General features: G+C 56.1%; 16 protein-coding genes and 1 tRNA gene. 8 read left to right on the top strand and 9 right to left on the bottom strand.

All coding sequences use genetic code 11. The features are described from left to right. The first annotated feature begins 94 nt into the window (after window positions 1-94). The 5 genes from apbE (at window position 95) to mgtE (ending at window position 6,235) form a co-directional block, all read left to right on the top strand. A complete protein-coding gene (gene apbE / locus ACOTX3_RS05385; RefSeq protein ID WP_040022407.1) occupies window positions 95-1,150 on the top strand; it encodes an FAD:protein FMN transferase ApbE in 1,056 nt (351 codons plus the stop codon). A 72-nt stretch (window positions 1,151-1,222) separates the two neighbouring features. Beyond that, entirely contained in the window at window positions 1,223-2,281 is a 1,059-nt protein-coding gene (gene ada / locus ACOTX3_RS05380; RefSeq protein WP_058678181.1) for a bifunctional DNA-binding transcriptional regulator/O6-methylguanine-DNA methyltransferase Ada, read from the top strand. Continuing rightward, window positions 2,281-2,937, top strand: coding sequence for a DNA oxidative demethylase AlkB (alkB, locus tag ACOTX3_RS05375; RefSeq protein WP_058678180.1), 657 nt, complete (start codon window positions 2,281-2,283; stop codon window positions 2,935-2,937). The genes ada and alkB overlap by 1 nt, the downstream gene beginning before the upstream one ends. Before the next feature lie 69 nt (window positions 2,938-3,006). Further along, the gene (locus ACOTX3_RS05370; RefSeq protein ID WP_029883099.1) at window positions 3,007-4,650 is read left to right on the top strand and encodes a multidrug ABC transporter permease/ATP-binding protein; all 1,644 of its coding nucleotides are present in this window, start codon (window positions 3,007-3,009) and stop codon (window positions 4,648-4,650) included. Between the two features lie 148 nt (window positions 4,651-4,798). Beyond that, window positions 4,799-6,235, top strand: coding sequence for a magnesium transporter (gene mgtE, locus ACOTX3_RS05365; protein WP_013098001.1), 1,437 nt, complete (start codon window positions 4,799-4,801; stop codon window positions 6,233-6,235). On the opposite strand, the gene ACOTX3_RS05360 is transcribed toward mgtE, so the two are convergent. Beyond that, window positions 6,198-7,487: a SulP family inorganic anion transporter gene (locus ACOTX3_RS05360; RefSeq protein WP_127869154.1), complete on the bottom strand. Its 1,290-nt coding sequence runs from the start codon at window positions 7,485-7,487 to the stop codon at window positions 6,198-6,200. The genes mgtE and ACOTX3_RS05360 overlap by 38 nt on opposite strands. Window positions 7,488-7,675: 188 nt before the next feature. Here ACOTX3_RS05360 and mqo point away from each other — a divergent pair, with 188 nt between their 5' ends. Then, window positions 7,676-9,325 (top strand): malate dehydrogenase (quinone), encoded by a 1,650-nt coding sequence (gene mqo / locus ACOTX3_RS05355; RefSeq protein WP_127869155.1) that lies wholly within the window; start codon window positions 7,676-7,678, stop codon window positions 9,323-9,325. Between the two features lie 135 nt (window positions 9,326-9,460). On the opposite strand, the gene eco is transcribed toward mqo, so the two are convergent. Next, window positions 9,461-9,970: a serine protease inhibitor ecotin gene (eco, locus tag ACOTX3_RS05350; RefSeq protein WP_029883097.1), complete on the bottom strand. Its 510-nt coding sequence runs from the start codon at window positions 9,968-9,970 to the stop codon at window positions 9,461-9,463. Window positions 9,971-10,172: 202 nt separating this feature from the next. Here eco and ACOTX3_RS05345 point away from each other — a divergent pair, with 202 nt between their 5' ends. Next, window positions 10,173-10,433, top strand: coding sequence for a DUF2534 family protein (locus tag ACOTX3_RS05345; RefSeq protein WP_013097997.1), 261 nt, complete (start codon window positions 10,173-10,175; stop codon window positions 10,431-10,433). An 89-nt stretch (window positions 10,434-10,522) separates the two neighbouring features. On the opposite strand, the gene ACOTX3_RS05340 is transcribed toward ACOTX3_RS05345, so the two are convergent. From ACOTX3_RS05340 to ACOTX3_RS05330, 3 genes are all read right to left on the bottom strand, one after another. Further along, window positions 10,523-10,599, bottom strand: a tRNA-Pro gene (locus ACOTX3_RS05340). A 72-nt stretch (window positions 10,600-10,671) separates the two neighbouring features. Next, a complete protein-coding gene (gene yejM, locus ACOTX3_RS05335) occupies window positions 10,672-12,432 on the bottom strand; it encodes an LPS biosynthesis-modulating metalloenzyme YejM (protein ID WP_058678178.1) in 1,761 nt (586 codons plus the stop codon). 19 nt (window positions 12,433-12,451) lie between these two features. Then, a complete protein-coding gene (locus ACOTX3_RS05330; protein ID WP_001135586.1) occupies window positions 12,452-12,679 on the bottom strand; it encodes a YejL family protein in 228 nt (75 codons plus the stop codon). A 134-nt stretch (window positions 12,680-12,813) separates the two neighbouring features. Between ACOTX3_RS05330 and yejK the strand changes: the two genes are divergently transcribed. Then, window positions 12,814-13,821, top strand: a complete 1,008-nt coding sequence (gene yejK, locus ACOTX3_RS05325; protein WP_013097995.1) for a nucleoid-associated protein YejK — start codon at window positions 12,814-12,816, stop codon at window positions 13,819-13,821. A 52-nt stretch (window positions 13,822-13,873) separates the two neighbouring features. On the opposite strand, the gene rplY is transcribed toward yejK, so the two are convergent. The 4 genes from rplY to ACOTX3_RS05305 form a co-directional block, all read right to left on the bottom strand. Further along, on the bottom strand, window positions 13,874-14,158 hold the full coding sequence (gene rplY, locus ACOTX3_RS05320; RefSeq protein ID WP_013097994.1) for a 50S ribosomal protein L25: 285 nt from the start codon (window positions 14,156-14,158) through the stop codon (window positions 13,874-13,876). A gap of 118 nt (window positions 14,159-14,276) precedes the next feature. After that, the gene (locus ACOTX3_RS05315) at window positions 14,277-15,149 is read right to left on the bottom strand and encodes an alpha/beta fold hydrolase (RefSeq protein ID WP_127869171.1); all 873 of its coding nucleotides are present in this window, start codon (window positions 15,147-15,149) and stop codon (window positions 14,277-14,279) included. Between the two features lie 53 nt (window positions 15,150-15,202). Beyond that, the gene (locus ACOTX3_RS05310) at window positions 15,203-15,796 is read right to left on the bottom strand and encodes a TetR/AcrR family transcriptional regulator (protein ID WP_058678176.1); all 594 of its coding nucleotides are present in this window, start codon (window positions 15,794-15,796) and stop codon (window positions 15,203-15,205) included. A 71-nt stretch (window positions 15,797-15,867) separates the two neighbouring features. Further along, window positions 15,868-17,625: a DEAD/DEAH box helicase gene (locus ACOTX3_RS05305; protein ID WP_127869170.1), complete on the bottom strand. Its 1,758-nt coding sequence runs from the start codon at window positions 17,623-17,625 to the stop codon at window positions 15,868-15,870. Window positions 17,626-17,715: the final 90 nt, after the last annotated feature.

Below are 17,715 nucleotides of genomic sequence, written 5' to 3'. Positions count from 1 at the left end.
GGGCCGGCTGGCCCCTTTTTATTGCCTTTTTTAAGGCCTTTCAATTCCCGCATTTTGGTGTACTCTTGCCGCCCTGGCATGAGGATAATAATGAATGGACATGACCTTTTTACGCGCCAGCGTCCTGGCAACCTTTTTTTTCCTGACCGCATGTGACTCTTCCACGCCGGCGGCACACACCGACGCGCCAGCGGCGACGGTGCTGGAAGGCAAAACGATGGGGACATTCTGGCGCGTCAGCGTAATGAACCTTGATAAAGCACGCGCAGAAGAACTTCGCGGCAAAATTCAGTCTCAGCTGGATGCCGACGATCAGCTGCTATCCACCTACAAAAACGACTCGGCGCTGATGCGCTTTAACCTCTCTACCAGCACGTCCCTGTGGCCGGTGAGCGAGGAGATGGCCGATATCGTGACCGAATCGATGCGCGTGGGCTATAAAACCCACGGTGCGATGGACGTGACCGTGGGGCCGTTAGTTAACCTCTGGGGATTCGGCCCAAATAAGCAGCCGGTGACCACCCCCGATCAGGCGGCCATTGACGACGCCCGCGCCCGCACAGGGCTTCAGCACCTGACGGTGATCAACCAGTACGGGCAACAGTATCTGCAAAAAGACATCCCCGATCTGTTTGTTGACCTGTCGACAGTCGGGGAAGGTTATGCGGCGGATCATCTGGCCGCACTGATGGCTCAGGAAGGCATCCCGCGTTATCTGGTCTCCGTGGGTGGCGCATTGGTCAGCCGGGGGATGAACGCCAGCGGCAAACCGTGGCGTGTGGCGATTCAAAAACCGACCGACCAGCAAAATGCGGTGCAGGCAATTGTCGATATTAACGGCCATGGCATCAGCACCTCCGGCAGCTACCGTAACTATTACGAGCTCGACGGGAAGCGGATCTCACATGTCATTGACCCCCAGACCGGGCGACCCATTACGCATAATCTGGTCTCGGTTACGGTGATTGCCCCGACGGCGCTGGAAGCCGATGCCTGGGATACCGGGTTAATGGTGCTCGGTACTGAGAAAGCCAAAGAGGTGGTTCGCCAGCAAGGGCTGGCGGTCTATATGATCACCAAAGAGGCCGACGGCTTTAAGACCTGGAGTTCACCGCAGTTCGACAGCTTCCTGGTGAGCGAAAAGAATTAAAAAGCAAGGTTGCGGGTTTTTGATTGCTGGCGCTCAGGCAAGCTGTAGGTATGCTTGTAAGAGGAGCCGATGATGAAAAACCCGACTTATATGACCGATGAGGATCGCTGGCAGGCCGTGCTGGCCCGCGATCCCCGTGCTGACGAACAATTTGTCTTTGCCGTCCAGACGACAGGGATCGTATGTCGTCCGTCCTGTCGCGCCCGACACGCGCTGCGTAAAAATGTCCACTTTTACCCCGATGTGCACCATGCTGTTCAGGCAGGGTTTCGGCCGTGCAAGCGCTGCCGACCGGACAAACGCGACCCGCAGGAAGAGAAGCTGGAAAAAGTGGAGCGCGCCTGCCGCCTGCTGGAGCAGGATCCCGCGTTAACGCTGGAAATGCTGGCGCAGCAGGTTGCCATGAGTCCTTTCCATTTTCACCGCCTGTTTAAATCCGTAACCGGGATGACGCCAAAAGCCTGGCAGCAGGCAGCGCGAGGACAGCGCCTGCGCAATGCGCTCGCCCACGGGGATAAAATAACCGATGCCGTGCTGGCGGCAGGGTTCCCGGACAGCAGCAGCTACTATCGTAAAGCCAACGACGCGCTGGGCATGACGGCAAAGCAGTACCGAAAAGGGGATGTCGCAGTGCGCTATGCCATCAGCGAGTGTGCCTTAGGCCGCTGTCTGGTGGGCGAAAGCGAGCGGGGGATCTGCGCAATATTGCTGGGCGATGATGATGCCAAAGTCACCCTGGAGATTTTGTCGCTGTTTCCGGACGCTGAACGCGCGCCGCTGGAAGGCGAATTTGCCCGACGTATTGCTCAGGTTATCCATACCATCGATAACCGTGGCATGCCGCTGGCTCTGCCGCTGGATATTCGCGGAACCGCTTTCCAGCAGCAGGTCTGGCAGGCCCTGCGCAATATTCCCTGCGGTGAAACAGCCAGCTACCAGCAGGTGGCGCAGGCGATTGGCAAACCTGGCGCGGTACGTGCGGTGGCCGCAGCGTGTGCCGCAAATAAACTGGCGATCGTCATCCCTTGTCATCGTGTTGTACGCCAGGACGGAGCGCTTTCGGGCTATCGCTGGGGGACGGAACGAAAGGCGCTATTATTGAAACGTGAGTCCAGGAATCAGGAGGGATAATGCTCGATCTCTTTGCGGATGCAGAACCCTGGCAGGAGCCGCTAGCGCCTGGCGCAGTGATCCTGCGCCGGTTTGCACTCTCCCGGGCCTCGGCGCTGCTGGCCGGGATCCATGACGTCGCGGCCGTTTCGCCATTCCGACATATGGTGACGCCTGGCGGCTACACCATGTCGGTGGCGATGACCAACTGCGGTACGGCAGGATGGGCAACCAACGAACGGGGCTATCTCTATGCCCCGGACGATCCCGTCACCGGCAAGCCCTGGCCGCCCATGCCTGCGGTTTTTCAGGCGCTCTGCCATGATGCCGCCGTCGAGGCCACCTATCCCGATTTTCAACCGGATGCCTGTCTTATCAACCGCTATGGTGTTGGAGCGAAACTCTCGCTGCATCAGGATAAAGATGAACCCGATCTGCGTGCGCCGATCGTCTCGGTATCCCTGGGTCTGCCCGCCATATTCCAGTTCGGCGGATTACGCCGCAACGATCCTCTCCAGCGTCTGATGCTGGAGCATGGGGATGTGGTGGTGTGGGGCAGGGAGTCGCGGCTCTATTACCACGGCATTCAGCCACTGAAGCCTGGCGTCCATCCGCTGACGGGCGAGTTCCGCTTTAACCTGACTTTCCGCCAGACCGCGCCAGGCAAACAAAAATAAGAATTATTCTTGATGTAAACGCAGGGCAGTTTACACTGCTGGCTGATTTTTATTGTCCGGATTGCCTGCATGCAACTACTTCTTCTTGTCTGGCGTCAGTATCGCTGGCCCTTTATTGCGGTAATGGCGCTAAGCCTTGCCAGCGCCGCATTAGGTATTGGTCTTATCGCCTTCATCAACGTGCGTTTGATCGAAATGGTCGACACCTCGCTGTCCGTTCTGCCGGAATTTCTGGGGTTGTTATTGCTGCTGATGGCGGTCACGCTGGGTTCCCAACTGGCGCTGACGGCTCTCGGGCATCATTTCGTCTTCCGCCTGCGCAGCGAGTTTATCAAGCGGATCCTGGATACCCAGGTGGAGCGCGTCGAGCAGCTCGGCAGTGCCTCTTTGCTGGCGGGACTGACCAGCGACGTGCGCGCCATCACCATTGCGTTTGTCCGTCTGCCGGAGCTGGTGCAGGGCATTATCCTGACCGTTGGCTCGGCGGCCTATCTCGCCTGGCTCTCCAGCAAGATGCTGGCCGTTACGGCACTGTGGATTACTATCACCATCTGGGGTGGTTTTCTGCTGGTTTCCCGCGTCTACAAACACATGGCGGTACTGCGTGAAACCGAGGACAAACTCTATAACGATTACCAGACGGTACTGGAAGGGCGTAAAGAGCTGACCCTGAACCGCGAGCGTGCCGAGCATATCTTCAACAACCTCTACATCCCGGACGCGCGTGAATACCGGCACCATATTATCCGTGCTGATACCTTCCACCTGAGCGCGGTTAACTGGTCGAACATTATGATGCTGGGCGCGATTGGCCTGGTCTTCTGGATGGCCAACAGCCTGGGCTGGGCCGATACCAATGTAGCGGCAACTTACTCCCTGACGCTGCTGTTTTTGCGCACACCGCTGCTCTCTGCCGTCGGCGCATTGCCCACCTTGCTGAGCGCGCAGGTGGCGTTTAATAAGCTCAAAAAGTTCGATCTTGCGCCGTTCAAAGCGGAGTTCCCGCGCCCTCAGGCCTTCCCGAACTGGCAAACGCTGGAACTGCGTAACGTCACATTCCGCTACCAGGACAACGCCTTTTCCGTGGGGCCGGTCAATCTGACGATTCATCGCGGCGAACTGCTGTTTCTCATTGGCGGTAACGGCAGCGGGAAATCGACGCTGGCGATGTTGCTGACGGGGTTATATCAGCCGCAATCGGGTGACATTCTGCTGGATGGCCGCGCGCTCAGCGCAGAGAAGCCTGAGGATTATCGCAAGCTGTTCTCGGCGGTATTCACCGATGTCTGGCTCTTCGACCAGCTGCTGGGGCCGGAAGGGCAACAGGCTAACCCGGCGCTGGTGGAGAAGTGGCTGGCGCATCTGCAGATGTCGCACAAGCTTGAGCTGCAGGACGGCAAGATCCTCAACCTGAAGCTCTCGAAAGGCCAGAAAAAGCGCGTGGCGCTGCTGCTGGCCCTGGCGGAAGAGCGCGACATCATCCTGCTGGACGAATGGGCAGCGGATCAGGACCCGCATTTCCGCCGCGAGTTCTACCAGGTGCTGCTGCCGCTGATGCAGGCGATGGGCAAAACCATCTTTGCCATCAGCCATGACGATCACTACTTCATTCACGCCGACCGGCTGCTGGAGATGCGTGACGGCAAGCTGAGCGAACTGACCGGTGAAGAGCGCGATGCGGCGTCTCGCGATGCGGTGGCGCGCACGGCTTGAAGCCTTCACTCTAACCCTCTCCCACGGGGAGAGGGGATAAATCGTGCATGTTATGCCGATTTTTTCTCCATCCCGCCCCGTTGTTTATTCTTATTTACATATCTCCGCGCTATGCTTAAAGCCAACTTATTTCATGGATTTATGATTAATGTCGGTTTTAAAGAAAAACAGTGCCAGGCAGCGCGACCAGGAACGTGCGCGTCTCATCTGGCTCCTCACGACGGATAAAGCGGTCACCTCTGCGTTACTGGGCAAACTGACCCTGGCTGAGCAATATGATGTCGGCACGCTGGCCGACGATATTGCTGAGGTAGGTGCGCTGGTTGCTCATTTACCTCCGCCGGATCTGGCGGATACCCTGGAAGCCCTCCCCTCGGAAGAGCGTCACGCCCTGTGGCGGCTGGTGCAGGATCATGAGCGCGGGCAGGTGTTGCTGGAAGCCTCTGAAAACGTCTGGGACGATCTCATTGATGAGATGAGCGACCGGGATATCCTCGATGCCCTGCAGACGCTGGACATTGACGAGCAGATTTACCTCGTTCAGCACCTGCCGCGAAACCTGACCGGGCGACTACTGGCTTCGCTGCCTGCGGAAGAGCGGGCACGCGTGCGTCAGGTGATGCACTATGACAAACATAGCGTGGGCGCCATTATGGAGTTTGGCGTCATCATGGTGCGCCCGGATGTGACTCTCGGTACGGTGCAGCGCTATCTGCGTCGCCTGGGCAGCATGCCGGACAACACCGATAAACTGTTCGTCACCTCCCGGGATAAAACCCTGCTTGGCGAGCTGGAGCTTAAAACGATCCTGCTCAACAGCACCCAACGGCGGGTGAGTGAGGTGATGGAAACCGAGCCGATGGTCTTCTCCCCGGAAGACGACGCGGAAAAAGCGGCCCGTACCTTCGAACGTGACGACCTTGTGAGCGCGGCGGTCGTCGATTCTGTGGGTAAACTGATGGGGCGTCTGACCATCGATGAGATCGTTGACGTGGTTTACGAAGAGACCGATAACGATTTACGTGCGCTCGGCGGGATCAGCGCCGAAGATGACGTCCACGCCTCCGTCGGCAAGGCGGTGAAAACCCGCTGGGCATGGCTCGCCATTAACCTCTGCACTGCATTTATCGCCTCACGGGTGATCGACGGCTTTGAACACACCATTTCACAACTGGTCGCGCTGGCCTCGCTGATGCCGATTGTGGCCGGCATTGGCGGCAACACCGGCAACCAGACCATTACCATGATCGTCCGTGCACTGGCGCTGGAGAACATTCAGCCGGGTAACTTCGCCTTCCTGATCTTCAGGGAGATGGGGGTGGCGCTGATTAACGGCCTGGTGTGGGGCGGCATTATGGGCGGCATCACCTGGTGGCTGTACGATGATATGGCGTTAGGCGGGGTGATGATGCTGGCGATGGTGCTGAATCTGCTGGTGGCCTCCATGATGGGGGTCATTATCCCCCTGACGATGACCAAACTGGGGCGCGACCCCGCGGTGGGGTCGAGCGTGATGATTACCGCCATCACCGATACCGGCGGTTTCTTTATTTTTCTTGGGCTTGCAACGATTTTTCTTCTTTAAGCCGACGCTTGAGCCGGGCGGGAAGCAATGCCATCACAATAATCCCGCCCAGCACGCCAATGGCCAGGTTACCGGTTGAAACCGTTGCTGCAACGGTAATCAGCATCGCAACCGTTTCGGCAATGGGCGCGCTTTTTAACGTGGCAGGCTGAAGGCTGTGCCAGTTAAACGTTTTGATGGCAACAATCGCCATGATCCCGGCCAGAACGGCCATAGGGATTTTTGCCATCACCTCACTGAGGGCGGTGACCAGCACCAGCAGCACCATGCCCGCTGCAAAAGTTGAGACGCGACTGCGACCTTTGCCCATCTCCACGTTGACGATGGTTTGTCCGATCATGGCACAGCCCGCGATACCGCCGTACAACCCGGCAAGAATATTCCCTGCGCCGAGGCCGATACTTTCACGGCGTTTGCTGGACGTCGTCGCGGTCAGTTCATCCACCAGTTTTGCCGTCAGCAGTGATTCCAGCAGGCCGACAAAAGCGATACTCAGCGCGCATGGCCAGATGATGCTGAGCGTTTCCATGTTCAGCGGAACGAGCAGCTGTGTCAGCCCTGGCAAACCACTGCTCATAGAACCTTCATCCCCCACCGTCGGGAGAACCTGTCCGCTGGTCACGGTGAACAGGGTGAGCAATACAATCGCAATAAGCGGTGACGGGATGCTTTTAACAAAACGCGGCACCCACAGCACAATCAGCAGCGTCAGCACGAACAGACCCACAATCAGCGGGCTGCGGCTCCAGAAATGGGGAACCTGCGCGAAGAAAATTAACAATCCCAGCGCATTTACGAAGCCGGTCATCACCGACTGGGGAATAAAGCGCATCAGGCGCGCCATTCCGAGCACGCCGAACAGAATCTGGATTATCCCCGCCATCAGGACCGCCGGCAGGATGTACTGCACGCCGTGCTGATGCACCATCGGGCCAATCACCAGCGCGACGGAGCCCGCAGCTGCTGTGACCATCGCACGACGACCGCCGAACGCTGAAAGGGTCAGACACAGCACCACAGAGGCAATCAGGCTGACCTTTGGGTCAACGCCTGCGACCACGGAAAAGGAGATCACCTCAGGAATGAGGGCCAGAGCGGTAATTACGCCTGCCAGCGTTTCGCGTAGCAGCAGTTGAGGGGAACGCAGCACCGTGGCGACCTGGTCTTCACGGGAAAGAGAAGCATGGGGTAATGACATAACAATTCGCAGATTAGGGCGGGCTTCCGTGCGCGCGATCACAAAGTGCAGCATAGTAACCAGGAATACCGCGCCTTGCCAGTTTCATCCGGCAATCCCCTACAAACAATCCATCATTAAATTTCACAATTACAATAATTTCGTAACCTTTAAACAATATTTAAAAGTTGCTACCGTTCCCCCCGCAGCTTTTTTCACCTGCAATTTCCACGCTTCAAGCACTACTCAACTAAGGCAAAATTATGAAAAAAATGACTGCCATGCTCTTTTCTCTGGCCGTGGGGCTGAACACCGTCTCCATGGCGGCGAAAGCTGACGCACCAAAAGAGCAGGAAACGGACGTCCTTTTAATTGGCGGCGGCATCATGAGCGCCACGCTGGGAACCTATCTGCAAGAGCTTCAGCCGGACTGGTCAATGACCATGGTCGAGCGCCTCGATGGCGTGGCGCAGGAAAGCTCAAACGGCTGGAATAACTCCGGTACCGGACATTCGGCACTCATGGAACTGAACTATACGCCGCAGAAAAAGGACGGTTCCATTAGTATCGAGAAGGCGGTAGAGATCAACGAAGCATTCCAGATTTCTCGCCAGTTCTGGTCTCACCAGGTGAACAGCGGCGTGTTGCACGATCCGCACTCCTTCATCAACACCGTGCCGCACATGAGCTTTGTGTGGGGCGAGCAGAACGTGAACTTCCTGCGCGCACGCTACGCGGCGCTGCAGCAGAGCACGCTGTTCCGCGGCATGAAATATTCTGAAGATCACGCGCAGATCAAAGAGTGGGCACCGCTGGTGATGGAAGGTCGTGACCCGAACCAGAAGGTGGCGGCAACCCGTACTGAGATTGGTACTGACGTCAACTATGGCGAAATCACCCGTCAGCTGGTGGCCTCTCTGAAGAAAAAAGAGAACTTCAATCTGCAGCTCAGCACCGAAGTGCGTGGCTTTAAGCGCAACGCTGACAACAGCTGGAGCGTGACCGTTGCCGATCTGAAAAACAACGAAGCCGAGCACGTCATCAAGGCAAAGTTTGTCTTTATTGGTGCGGGCGGTGCGGCGCTGAAACTGCTGCAGGAGTCCGGTATTCCGGAAGCGGACGACTACGCGGGCTTCCCGGTGGGCGGTCAGTTCCTGGTGTCGGAAAACCCGGAAGTGGTGAACCGTCATCTGGCAAAAGTGTATGGTCAGGCCTCCGTGGGGGCGCCGCCAATGTCCGTTCCACACATCGATACCCGTATGCTTGATGGTAAGCGTGTGGTGCTGTTCGGGCCGTTTGCAACCTTCTCCACTAAGTTCCTGAAAAACGGCTCGTTGTGGGATCTGCTGAGCGCAACCACCACCTCAAACGTGAAGCCAATGATGGATGTCGGTCTGGATAACTTCGATCTGGTGAAATACCTGATTAGTCAGGTGATGCTTTCTGATGAAGAACGCTTCGAGGCGCTGAAAGAGTACTATCCGCAGGCGAAGAAAGAAGACTGGCGTCTGTGGCAGGCGGGTCAGCGCGTACAGATCATCAAACGCGATCCGAAAGAGGGCGGTGTGCTGCGTCTGGGTACCGAAGTGGTAAGCGATAAAGACGGCACTATTGCCGCCCTGCTGGGGGCTTCCCCTGGTGCCTCTACCGCTGCACCTATCATGCTGCACCTGATGGAAAAAGTGTTTAAAGATAAAGTCGCCACGCCGGAATGGCAGGCGAAGCTGAAAACGATTATTCCATCCTACGGAACGAAGCTGAACGGTAACGTGGACGCGACGGAGCAGGAGCTGGAATACACCAGCCGCGTACTGCAACTGCAATACGTTAAGCCGCAGGCTGCTGATGCTGCACCAAAAGCGGAGCTGAAGCCGCAGGCAGAAAACAAACCGGTGGCGGATATCGCGCTGTAAGGTAAAAGCAAAACGGTAACATCCGTTACCGTTTTTAGTGTTTTCTCCCTCTCCCGGTGGGAGAGGGTTGGGGTGAGGGCACCAGAGCACACCCATTCCGGGTCGGGTAAGGCGAAGCCGCCACCCGACTTATTCTTAACGTACTACCGCTTGTCCGATATTTTCATCCGCCTTCCACACGCGATATTTCACTTCCACGTTTTCCGGCGTATACACCACGATTGGCAGCTTGCTGTTGTAGCGTAACAGGCTGTTATCACCCAGATACGCGGTCACGAATTTCTTCTCTTTCTTGCCATCCGGGCAGGCCATCATGGTGGAAACCGGTGACGTCACTTTATCAAAGATAAAGTAGTCGTAGCCCCAGCCTTCCAGCGTTTTGCTTTCCAGCTGTCCGCCGAGACGATGCTGGTTGCAATCCACTTCCAGCGTCTGGCCGATCAACAGTTCCACTTTGAAATTCGCTTCATTTTGCTGAGCCGGTAACTGGATCACCTGACGCTTCATGCCTTTTTCCGCTTGCGGATAAGGCGCGATTTTTTCCAGAGGTTGCACCTTCTGGCTTTCAGTTGCGAAGGCGCTGGTGCTGACGCACGCGGCGGCGATCAGGGCAAGGGCAAATTTAGGTGCGTTTTTCACAGTCATTCCTTTATGTCAAAACCATCCTGAAGAGATTAGCATAACGCCCATGTATGATTAGCGTGATTTACTTACATTTTCAATAAAAGCAGTGTAATGAGCTAATGCAGTGCCATTTTTGTGGTGGTTTGTACTTCGGTGGAGTCTGGCGGCAGATCGTGTTATTTTAAGGCATACATAATGTTATTCATCTGTAAAGGGAAGAGAGATGATTCGTGCAAAACTGAAAACACCTGAAGGCCGTAAGTTCCTCCTGGCGCTGCTGGTTGTGTTTATGATTGCGGCCGCGTGCGTGGGCCGGGCAACCATTGTCGGCGTCATCGAACAGTACAACATTCCACTCTCTGCGTGGACGACCAGCATGTATGTCCTGCAGTCGGCGATGATCTTCGTTTACAGCCTGGTGTTCACCGTCCTGCTTGCCATTCCGTTGGGTATTTTCTTCCTTGGCGGTCGCGACAAGCACTAAGCGCCGATATGCGATAACTAAGCCATTCTGCGGGGTGGCTTTTTTTGTGCACAAAAAAACCAGCCATATGGCTGGTTTTTAAATAGTTTTGGTCGGCACGAGAGGATTTGAACCTCCGACCCCCGACACCCCATGACGGTGCGCTACCAGGCTGCGCTACGTGCCGACGCATGAAATGAATACTACTCGATTCCGTTTTGAATGCAAGGGAATCTGAGGCTAACTGGTTTATAATTAATCAGTTAGCGATAAACCGTTTCTCATCCGTCAGAACCTGTAGCAGCAGATTCAACTGCGGTTTCTGGTCTTTCAGCCGTTCACCCTGCAGATTATACGTCTGATAGTTTCCGTTATTGTTCAATACCAGCGTCAGCATTGGCGTGGTGACCGCCAGCGTATCATTGCCCGCTGCCGTGACCCAGTTGTGGCGACGCGTGGCGCTGAAGAGATCCTGCCCCTGTGAATACTCATTTGCCGGTGTACTGACGTGCAGCAGTCGTTGCATCAGCGTGGTCATCACATCTTTATGTTCGGTGAGCATGTTAATGCGCTGAGCGGGGGTGCCCGGCCAGTGGATCACCAGCGGAACATGCAGATTCGGCCGCGACCAGCTCATACTCTTCGCTTCGTCGCCCAGCGGTACGCCGTGGGCTGCCGTCACGATCACCACGGTGTTTTCGAGCTTGCCGGATTCGCGTAAGGCATCAAGCACGCGGCTAATCTGGTCATCAACATTGCCTGCTGCACGGCTGTAGCGGCGCGCAAAGCCTTTCTGATTGCTGTCATCGAGCGTGGTGCCATTAAAGGCAACCCAGGAGAACCAGCGGTTATCTTCCTGCGCATAACGCTGCAGCCAGTTAATCCACTGACTAGCGGTCTGCTCGTCCGACTGGCTTTCTGCGGCTGGCAGGGAGAAATCAGACAGCAGCGCCTGACGGTACAGCGCGCTGTTAAAGCCATCTGAGGAGAACAACCCTAACTGATATCCCTGCTGATTGAGCCCGGTGATCAGCGCTGCAGGAATGCGCGCAGAAAGCACGCCGTCCATGTAGGCGGCTGAAATGCCATAGAACAGGCCAAAAATGCCCGCATCGGCGGTGTTGCCGGAGCTCATATGCTGGGTGAACGTCACGTTCTTGCTGGCGAACTCGGCCAGCGCGGGCATCTGCTTCTCGTAACGGGAGTAGTTCAGACCATCGACGGTGATCAGCAGGACGTTCTGCCCGCGTCCCATATCGCGATAGCGCAGATCGCTCAGCGGATACTGCACGCTAACCGCTTCCGGATTCCCTTGCTCAATCAGACGACGCTGGTACTCCTGCGCGTCTAGCAGACCGTGCTTCTCAAGGAAACGACGCGCCGTCATTGGATAAGAGAGCGGCAGGTTCGCCCGCTGCATGGTGATCGGGCGATAGAAGTTCGCATCCGCCCAGATATACATGATGTGCGAACTGATAAAGGAGACGAAAAAGATCGCGGCCACCGGTTTCGCGTAATGGCGTCGGCGGGTCAGGCTGCGCAGTTTTTGCCAGCTCCAGGTGGCAAACAGCATCTCTATCAGAAGGATCACCGGAACGCTGATAAACATCAGCTGCCAGTCACGGGCCGTTTCGTTCTGATCGGGGTTAATCACCAGCTCCCAAACGATGGGATTGAGATGCAGGTGGAAGCGGGTGAACACTTCACTGTCGATAAGCAGCAGCGTCATCCCTGCCGTTGCAAGGATGGCGGATAAAAATCGCATCAGACGCTGCGACATGACGATAAACGTCAGGGGGAAGAGGATCAGCAGATAGGTGGCGAAAACCAAAAAGCTAAAGTGCCCTACAACGCTTATCCAGGAGTAAATACGCCCGGTTAGCGTCGTCGGCCAGTCTGCGACAAACAGATAACGACAGCCGATAAGCGTCGCCAGCAGAATGTTGAACATGGCAAACCAGTGCCCCCAGCTGACCATCTGGGAGACTTTTTCACGGTAGCGCTGACGATTCGTCACCATAAACTGTTGTTCGTTTCCCTTAATGGGCCTGGTCGTCGCTAACGGAAGACTGTAAAGCCTGGGCGAAAGATTTGGCGATCGCCTGACGCTGAGCCGGAGCAACGCTGGTATTGATAAGGTTGGTGACCATATTTCCCAAAACCATCAGGGAGAGATCGGTCGGTGTTTTATGTTTTTCCAGTACGTTGACCAGCTCACTGAGCAATTGTTCAACGTGTTCATCACTGTAGCGGGAATGTTGTGGCATAAATCAAAATCAGTTTGTTGATGAAAGGGCAACATATTACCGTAGCAACAGCTTTTTTTCCCCTTTTTTATCAGTTGTTGCACACATGTCCTGGTGGTGGTTGAATACCGCCCGGTCTAAAAGGAGAGTTTATCATGAGTCTGGAAATCAACCAGATTGCCTTGCACCAGCTTATCAAGCGTGATGAGCAAACCCTTGAAGTGGTGCTGCGCGATTCGTTACTGGAACCCACGGCAACCGTTGTGGAAATGATGGCGGAACTGCACCGCGTCTACAGTGCAAAAAATAAAGCCTATGGTCTGTTCAGCGACGAGAGTGAACTGGCTGATAGCCTGCGCCTGCAACGCCAGGGTGAAGAAGATTTCCTGGCGTTTAGCCGCGCGGCAACCGGGCGTCTGCGCGACGAACTGGCAAAATACCCGTTTGCCGACGGCGGTATCGTTCTGTTCTGCCACTATCGCTACCTGGCGGTCGAGTATCTGCTGGTCACCGTGCTGAACAATTTAAGCAGTATGCGCGTGAATGAGCAACTGGATATCAGCTCCACCCATTATCTGGATATCAACCATGCGGATATCGTTGCGCGTATTGATTTGACCGAGTGGGAAACCAATCCGGAGTCGACGCGCTACCTGACCTTCCTCAAAGGGCGTGTAGGCCGTAAAGTGGCCGATTTCTTTATGGACTTCCTCGGTGCCAGCGAAGGTCTCAACGCCAAAGCGCAGAACAAAGGGCTGCTGCAGGCGGTGGATGACTTCACGGCGGAAGCGCAGCTCGATAAATCTGAGCGCCAGAACGTGCGTCAGCAGGTTTACAGCTACTGCAACGAACAGCTGCAGGCGGGGGAAGAGATTGAGCTGGAGTCGCTGTCAAAAGAGCTGGCCGGCGTCAGTGAAGTCAGTTTCCAGGAATTTACTGCTGAGAAAGGGTATGAGCTGGAAGAGAGCTTCCCGGCGGATCGCAGTACGCTGCGTCAGTTAACCAAATTTGCCGGAAGCGGCGGCGGGTTAACCATCAACTTTGATGCCATGCTGCTGGGGGAACGTATCTTCTGGGATCCGGCCACCGACACGCTGACCATTAAAGGTACGCCACCCAACCTGCGCGATCAGCTGCAGCGTCGCACCGCTGGCGGTAAATAACCGCCATAAAAAAACCCCGCCGAAGCGGGGCTTTTTTTCGACATGTTTGCGATTACGCGCGAACGAAGTCGATGTGAGTCAGTTTTGGCTTGAACGCGTGACGCTGAACAGCCTGAACTTTCACTTTTTCTTCTTTACCGCCAACAACGATGGTCAGAACTTCGCTGTAGAATTCAGCTTTGGTCTGCATGTTCCATACTTTGTCGTGATCCAGTTCGATAGAAACTGGAGCAGCTTCGCCACCGTAAACGATAGCCGGGAACTTGTTAGCGGTACGCAGGCGGCGGCTCGCACCCTTACCCTGCACGTTACGTACTTCTGCTTCGATAGTGAACATTGATTTCTCTCTGTATTTAAAACCCTACTACAGGCGACCCAGCAGCAGGTGAGTGTTCTGCTTTGCGGATGCAAAAGCGGGCGGCATTATAGCCCCCAATCCACCTCAGGGCAATGAATTAATCCCCACTAAAAAAACCGCTTAGGGCGTCGGCGACGGCCTGAGGCTGCTCTTCTGGCTGAAAATGGCCGCAACGGGGGATCACGTGCCCGTCAACGCGTTCTGCAAACGCCCTCAGCGGCGAGGCCATATCAGGAATCGAACCCTGATCGGCACTGAGTGCCAGAACAGGAACAGAGAGTTTACCCCGTTCGCTAAGCGCCCGGTTTTGCGCGGCGGAGAGGGCGGCAGCGCGATAGTAAGCCAGCCCTGCGCGCAAGCCACCTTCGCGCGTAAAAATGCGCAGATACTCGTCAAGATCCGCCTCGCTGAAGGTGAGGGGATTCGCCGCTTTGCGACGCAGAAACCACTCCAGATAGCCACGTTCTTTGCCCCTGATGAGGAATTCAGGCAGGTCGGCAATCACGTGAAAGGTAAAATGCCAGGTGCGCCAGGCGCGGTCCGCGGTGACGGGGAGGGCATCGGGTAAGGTAATACCCGGAATGCCGGCGTCCAGCAGCGCCAGCTTTATCACCTCATCGCTGTACATCGCCGCATAAGGCCAGGCAACCCAGGCTCCCACGTCGTGACCGGCCAGATAGTAGCGATGCACGCCAAGCTGGGTCAGCAGTTCATGAACATGGCTGGCGAGGGTGTGGGTGTCATACCCCTCTGACGGACAATCGGTATCACCCTGTCCGGGTAAGTCCGGGGCGATGACATGATAACGCTCGGCCAGCAAAGGGATAACATGGCGCCAGGCGTACCAGCTTTCGGGGAAACCTGCCAGCAGGACAACCGTGTGCGCGTGCTGTTCTCCGGCGGTGACGTAGTGCGTGCGGATACCATTGATGAGCGTGAAGTGGTGCTGCGGGGCGACGGGTATGGTCATAACGATCTCCGGAATAATAGGAAATAATCGTTTCCTAATTGATTAAAAAAAACTCAGCCGAGCAGGCTGAGTGCCGCGTTAACGGCGCTATTGATTTCGTCCTCAGACAGGCCTTTTTTGCCGATCACGCGGTAACCCTGCAGCAGCGCGAAAAGATTACGTGCCGTTTGCTCCGTGGGCAGCGCGCGAGAAAGGCTACCGTCCCGCTGGCCCTCCTGAACCAGTTCGAGCAACAGCTGCTCGGTACGCTGCATGGCGGCTTTGATGTACTGCGCGGTTGCCTCATCAAAAACCGCCAGCTCGGTCGCGCTGGCGACCACCAGACAGCCGCGTATGCCCTCAGAACCGTGGCTGCTCTCGGCGTAGAAACGTAACACCGCCGCGATTTTATCTCGCCCGCTGCGTGCCGCCTCGGTACGCTGGCGCAGGGCGGCGCTGCGCGTCCGGGTGTAACGATCGAACGCCGCGAGAAACAGGCCATTCTTGCTGCCAAAGGCTTTATACAGGCTTCCCGCCGTAAGGCCCGTCGCGTCACTCAGCTCTTTGATTGAGGTAGCATGGTAGCCGCGCTCGCGGAAAACGAGCAGGGCGCTGTCGATGGCAGCGTCGGTGTCAAATTCACGCGGGCGACCGGGAAGACGTGACATGAGTGAGTCCTGTTGCAATACGATAATACATAATAGGAAACAATCGTTTCCTATTCAAGGCCTGCCTGCCATTAACGCAGTTCGTTGGCCCGACGAAAACGGCCTTCATAGTCAAAAATCTTTTCACGGACTTGCCAGTACTGGCCTTTCTTGCGGGCGACAACAAAATCCGGATGGCGCAGCAGCACCTGCTGATGCACGATATCCGCTACGGTTATCCAGCGCAGCGGTACGCCCGGTGTGCGGGTATGCGGGCGGATAAAGAGCTGTTCGAAAGCCATGCGCTGAGCCGGAGTGTGCACCCGGAAGCGCTCGCTGACGTCGGCGCCGTCCTCATCGTAATAGGTGATTTGCAGCCATTCGCCTTTTTCATCCGCTCCCGGTTGCAGCGCCATGCCAGAGCAGCGCAGCACCAGGGCATCCTTTAACTTCAGCGCGGCCTTCAGCATGTCATCAGGGTCGACCAGAACCGTATCACATTCGCGGCAGCGGCGGGCGGCAATATCATTTTCAGCGTTGCACTGGGGGCAGTTTTTAAAGCGGAAACGGAAATCGCACTGCTCGCGATGCCCTTCATCATCTTCAAACCAGCCCTGACAGCGGCGGCCAAAATGTTCGATCAGCGTACCGTCAGCCGTCGTCTTGCCCCAAAAGGTGTTGGCAAAGCCACAGGCAGGACAGAAGACCTGTACCGGCACGTTGTCACTTTTTCCTTTCGGCGTACCCACTTCAGGCGAGTAGAGATCGTGCGGGTTACCGGCGTAATCCAGGATCAGGCAGTCGGTTTTACCGGGAGCCAGACGCAGACCGCGGCCAACGATTTGCTGATACAGGCTGACCGATTCGGTCGGACGCAGAATAGCAATCAGGTCGACGTGGGGGGCATCAAACCCGGTGGTGAGCACCGAGACGTTTACCAGATAGCGAAACTGCTGCGCTTTAAACGCCTCAATCAGGCTGTCGCGCTCCGGGCCGGGCGTCTCGCCGGTGATCAGCGCCGCGTCGCCAGCGGGCAGTAAGCCGGTGATTTCGCGCGCATGCTCAACGGTGGCGGCAAAAATCATTACCCCTTTGCGCGTTTCAGCGAACTCTTCAATCTGGCTGATAATGTGCGGAGTGATGCGCTTTTGCTTTTTCAGCCCCTGGTTCAAATCCGCTTCGCTAAATAAACCGTTGCTCTGCGCCTGTAAGCGGCTGAAATCGTACTGGACGACCGGCATATCCAGCCGTTCAGGCGGGGTCAGGTAGCCGTGTTTAATCATATAGCGCAGCGGAAGTTCATAAATACAGTCGCTGAACAGCGCCTTCTCATCCCCTCGCACCATACCGTGATAATGAAAGCGGTAAATCCAGCCTTTACCCAGGCGAAACGGGGTTGCCGTCAGGCCCAGCAGGCGTAAGTGAGGGTTCACCTCTTTCAGGTGAGTGAGGATTTGCTGATACTGGCTATCGTCGTCATCACTGATGCGATGGCACTCGTCGACAATCAGCAGCGAAAATTCGCTGCGAAACAGCTCAAGGTTGCGGGCAACAGACTGCACGCTGCCAAACACCACTTTGCCGTGGCTCTCTTTCCGCTTTAGCCCGGCGGCGAAGATATCGGCCTCCAGACCAAGCGCGCAATACTTGGCATGGTTTTGCGCAACCAGCTCTTTGACGTGCGCCAGCACCAGCACGCGGCCGCGCGCCAGGCGGGCAAGTTCGGCGATCACCAGGCTTTTGCCTGCGCCAGTCGGGAGCACAATGGCCGCGGGCTCTCGGTGTTTGCGAAACCAGGCCAGGGTGGCGTCTACGGCTTCCTGCTGATAGGGGCGAAGTGTAAAAGTCATGGGGTCTCTGTATCGTTATTCCGCATATAGTATGCCACGAAACTTTTTCCCTTGAGTGGCGCAACCAGACCATTATACTGAACCGTTCCT

It is taken from the genome of Enterobacter cloacae complex sp. IR5384, from assembly GCF_049237265.1.
GTDB lineage: Bacteria > Pseudomonadota > Gammaproteobacteria > Enterobacterales > Enterobacteriaceae > Enterobacter > Enterobacter cloacae.
This window is presented reverse-complemented; position numbering and strand designations above follow the sequence as displayed.

What these genes read in the sequence shown, in the direction of transcription:
- ACOTX3_RS05310 (WP_058678176.1), bottom strand. Translation starts at nt 15,796, where the DNA reads ATGTCACGTCTTCCCGGTCGCCCGCGTGAATTTGACACCGACGCTGCC.
- alkB (WP_058678180.1), top strand. Translation starts at nt 2,281, where the DNA reads ATGCTCGATCTCTTTGCGGATGCAGAACCCTGGCAGGAGCCGCTAGCG.
- ACOTX3_RS05315 (WP_127869171.1), bottom strand. Translation starts at nt 15,149, where the DNA reads ATGACCATACCCGTCGCCCCGCAGCACCACTTCACGCTCATCAATGGT.
- apbE (WP_040022407.1), top strand. Translation starts at nt 95, where the DNA reads ATGGACATGACCTTTTTACGCGCCAGCGTCCTGGCAACCTTTTTTTTC.
- ada (WP_058678181.1), top strand. Translation starts at nt 1,223, where the DNA reads ATGAAAAACCCGACTTATATGACCGATGAGGATCGCTGGCAGGCCGTG.
- ACOTX3_RS05360 (WP_127869154.1), bottom strand. Translation starts at nt 7,487, where the DNA reads ATGCTGCACTTTGTGATCGCGCGCACGGAAGCCCGCCCTAATCTGCGA.
- yejK (WP_013097995.1), top strand. Translation starts at nt 12,814, where the DNA reads ATGAGTCTGGAAATCAACCAGATTGCCTTGCACCAGCTTATCAAGCGT.
- ACOTX3_RS05305 (WP_127869170.1), bottom strand. Translation starts at nt 17,625, where the DNA reads ATGACTTTTACACTTCGCCCCTATCAGCAGGAAGCCGTAGACGCCACC.
- ACOTX3_RS05370 (WP_029883099.1), top strand. Translation starts at nt 3,007, where the DNA reads ATGCAACTACTTCTTCTTGTCTGGCGTCAGTATCGCTGGCCCTTTATT.
- ACOTX3_RS05345 (WP_013097997.1), top strand. Translation starts at nt 10,173, where the DNA reads ATGATTCGTGCAAAACTGAAAACACCTGAAGGCCGTAAGTTCCTCCTG.
- eco (WP_029883097.1), bottom strand. Translation starts at nt 9,970, where the DNA reads ATGACTGTGAAAAACGCACCTAAATTTGCCCTTGCCCTGATCGCCGCC.
- mqo (WP_127869155.1), top strand. Translation starts at nt 7,676, where the DNA reads ATGAAAAAAATGACTGCCATGCTCTTTTCTCTGGCCGTGGGGCTGAAC.
- ACOTX3_RS05330 (WP_001135586.1), bottom strand. Translation starts at nt 12,679, where the DNA reads ATGCCACAACATTCCCGCTACAGTGATGAACACGTTGAACAATTGCTC.
- yejM (WP_058678178.1), bottom strand. Translation starts at nt 12,432, where the DNA reads ATGGTGACGAATCGTCAGCGCTACCGTGAAAAAGTCTCCCAGATGGTC.
- mgtE (WP_013098001.1), top strand. Translation starts at nt 4,799, where the DNA reads ATGTCGGTTTTAAAGAAAAACAGTGCCAGGCAGCGCGACCAGGAACGT.
- rplY (WP_013097994.1), bottom strand. Translation starts at nt 14,158, where the DNA reads ATGTTCACTATCGAAGCAGAAGTACGTAACGTGCAGGGTAAGGGTGCG.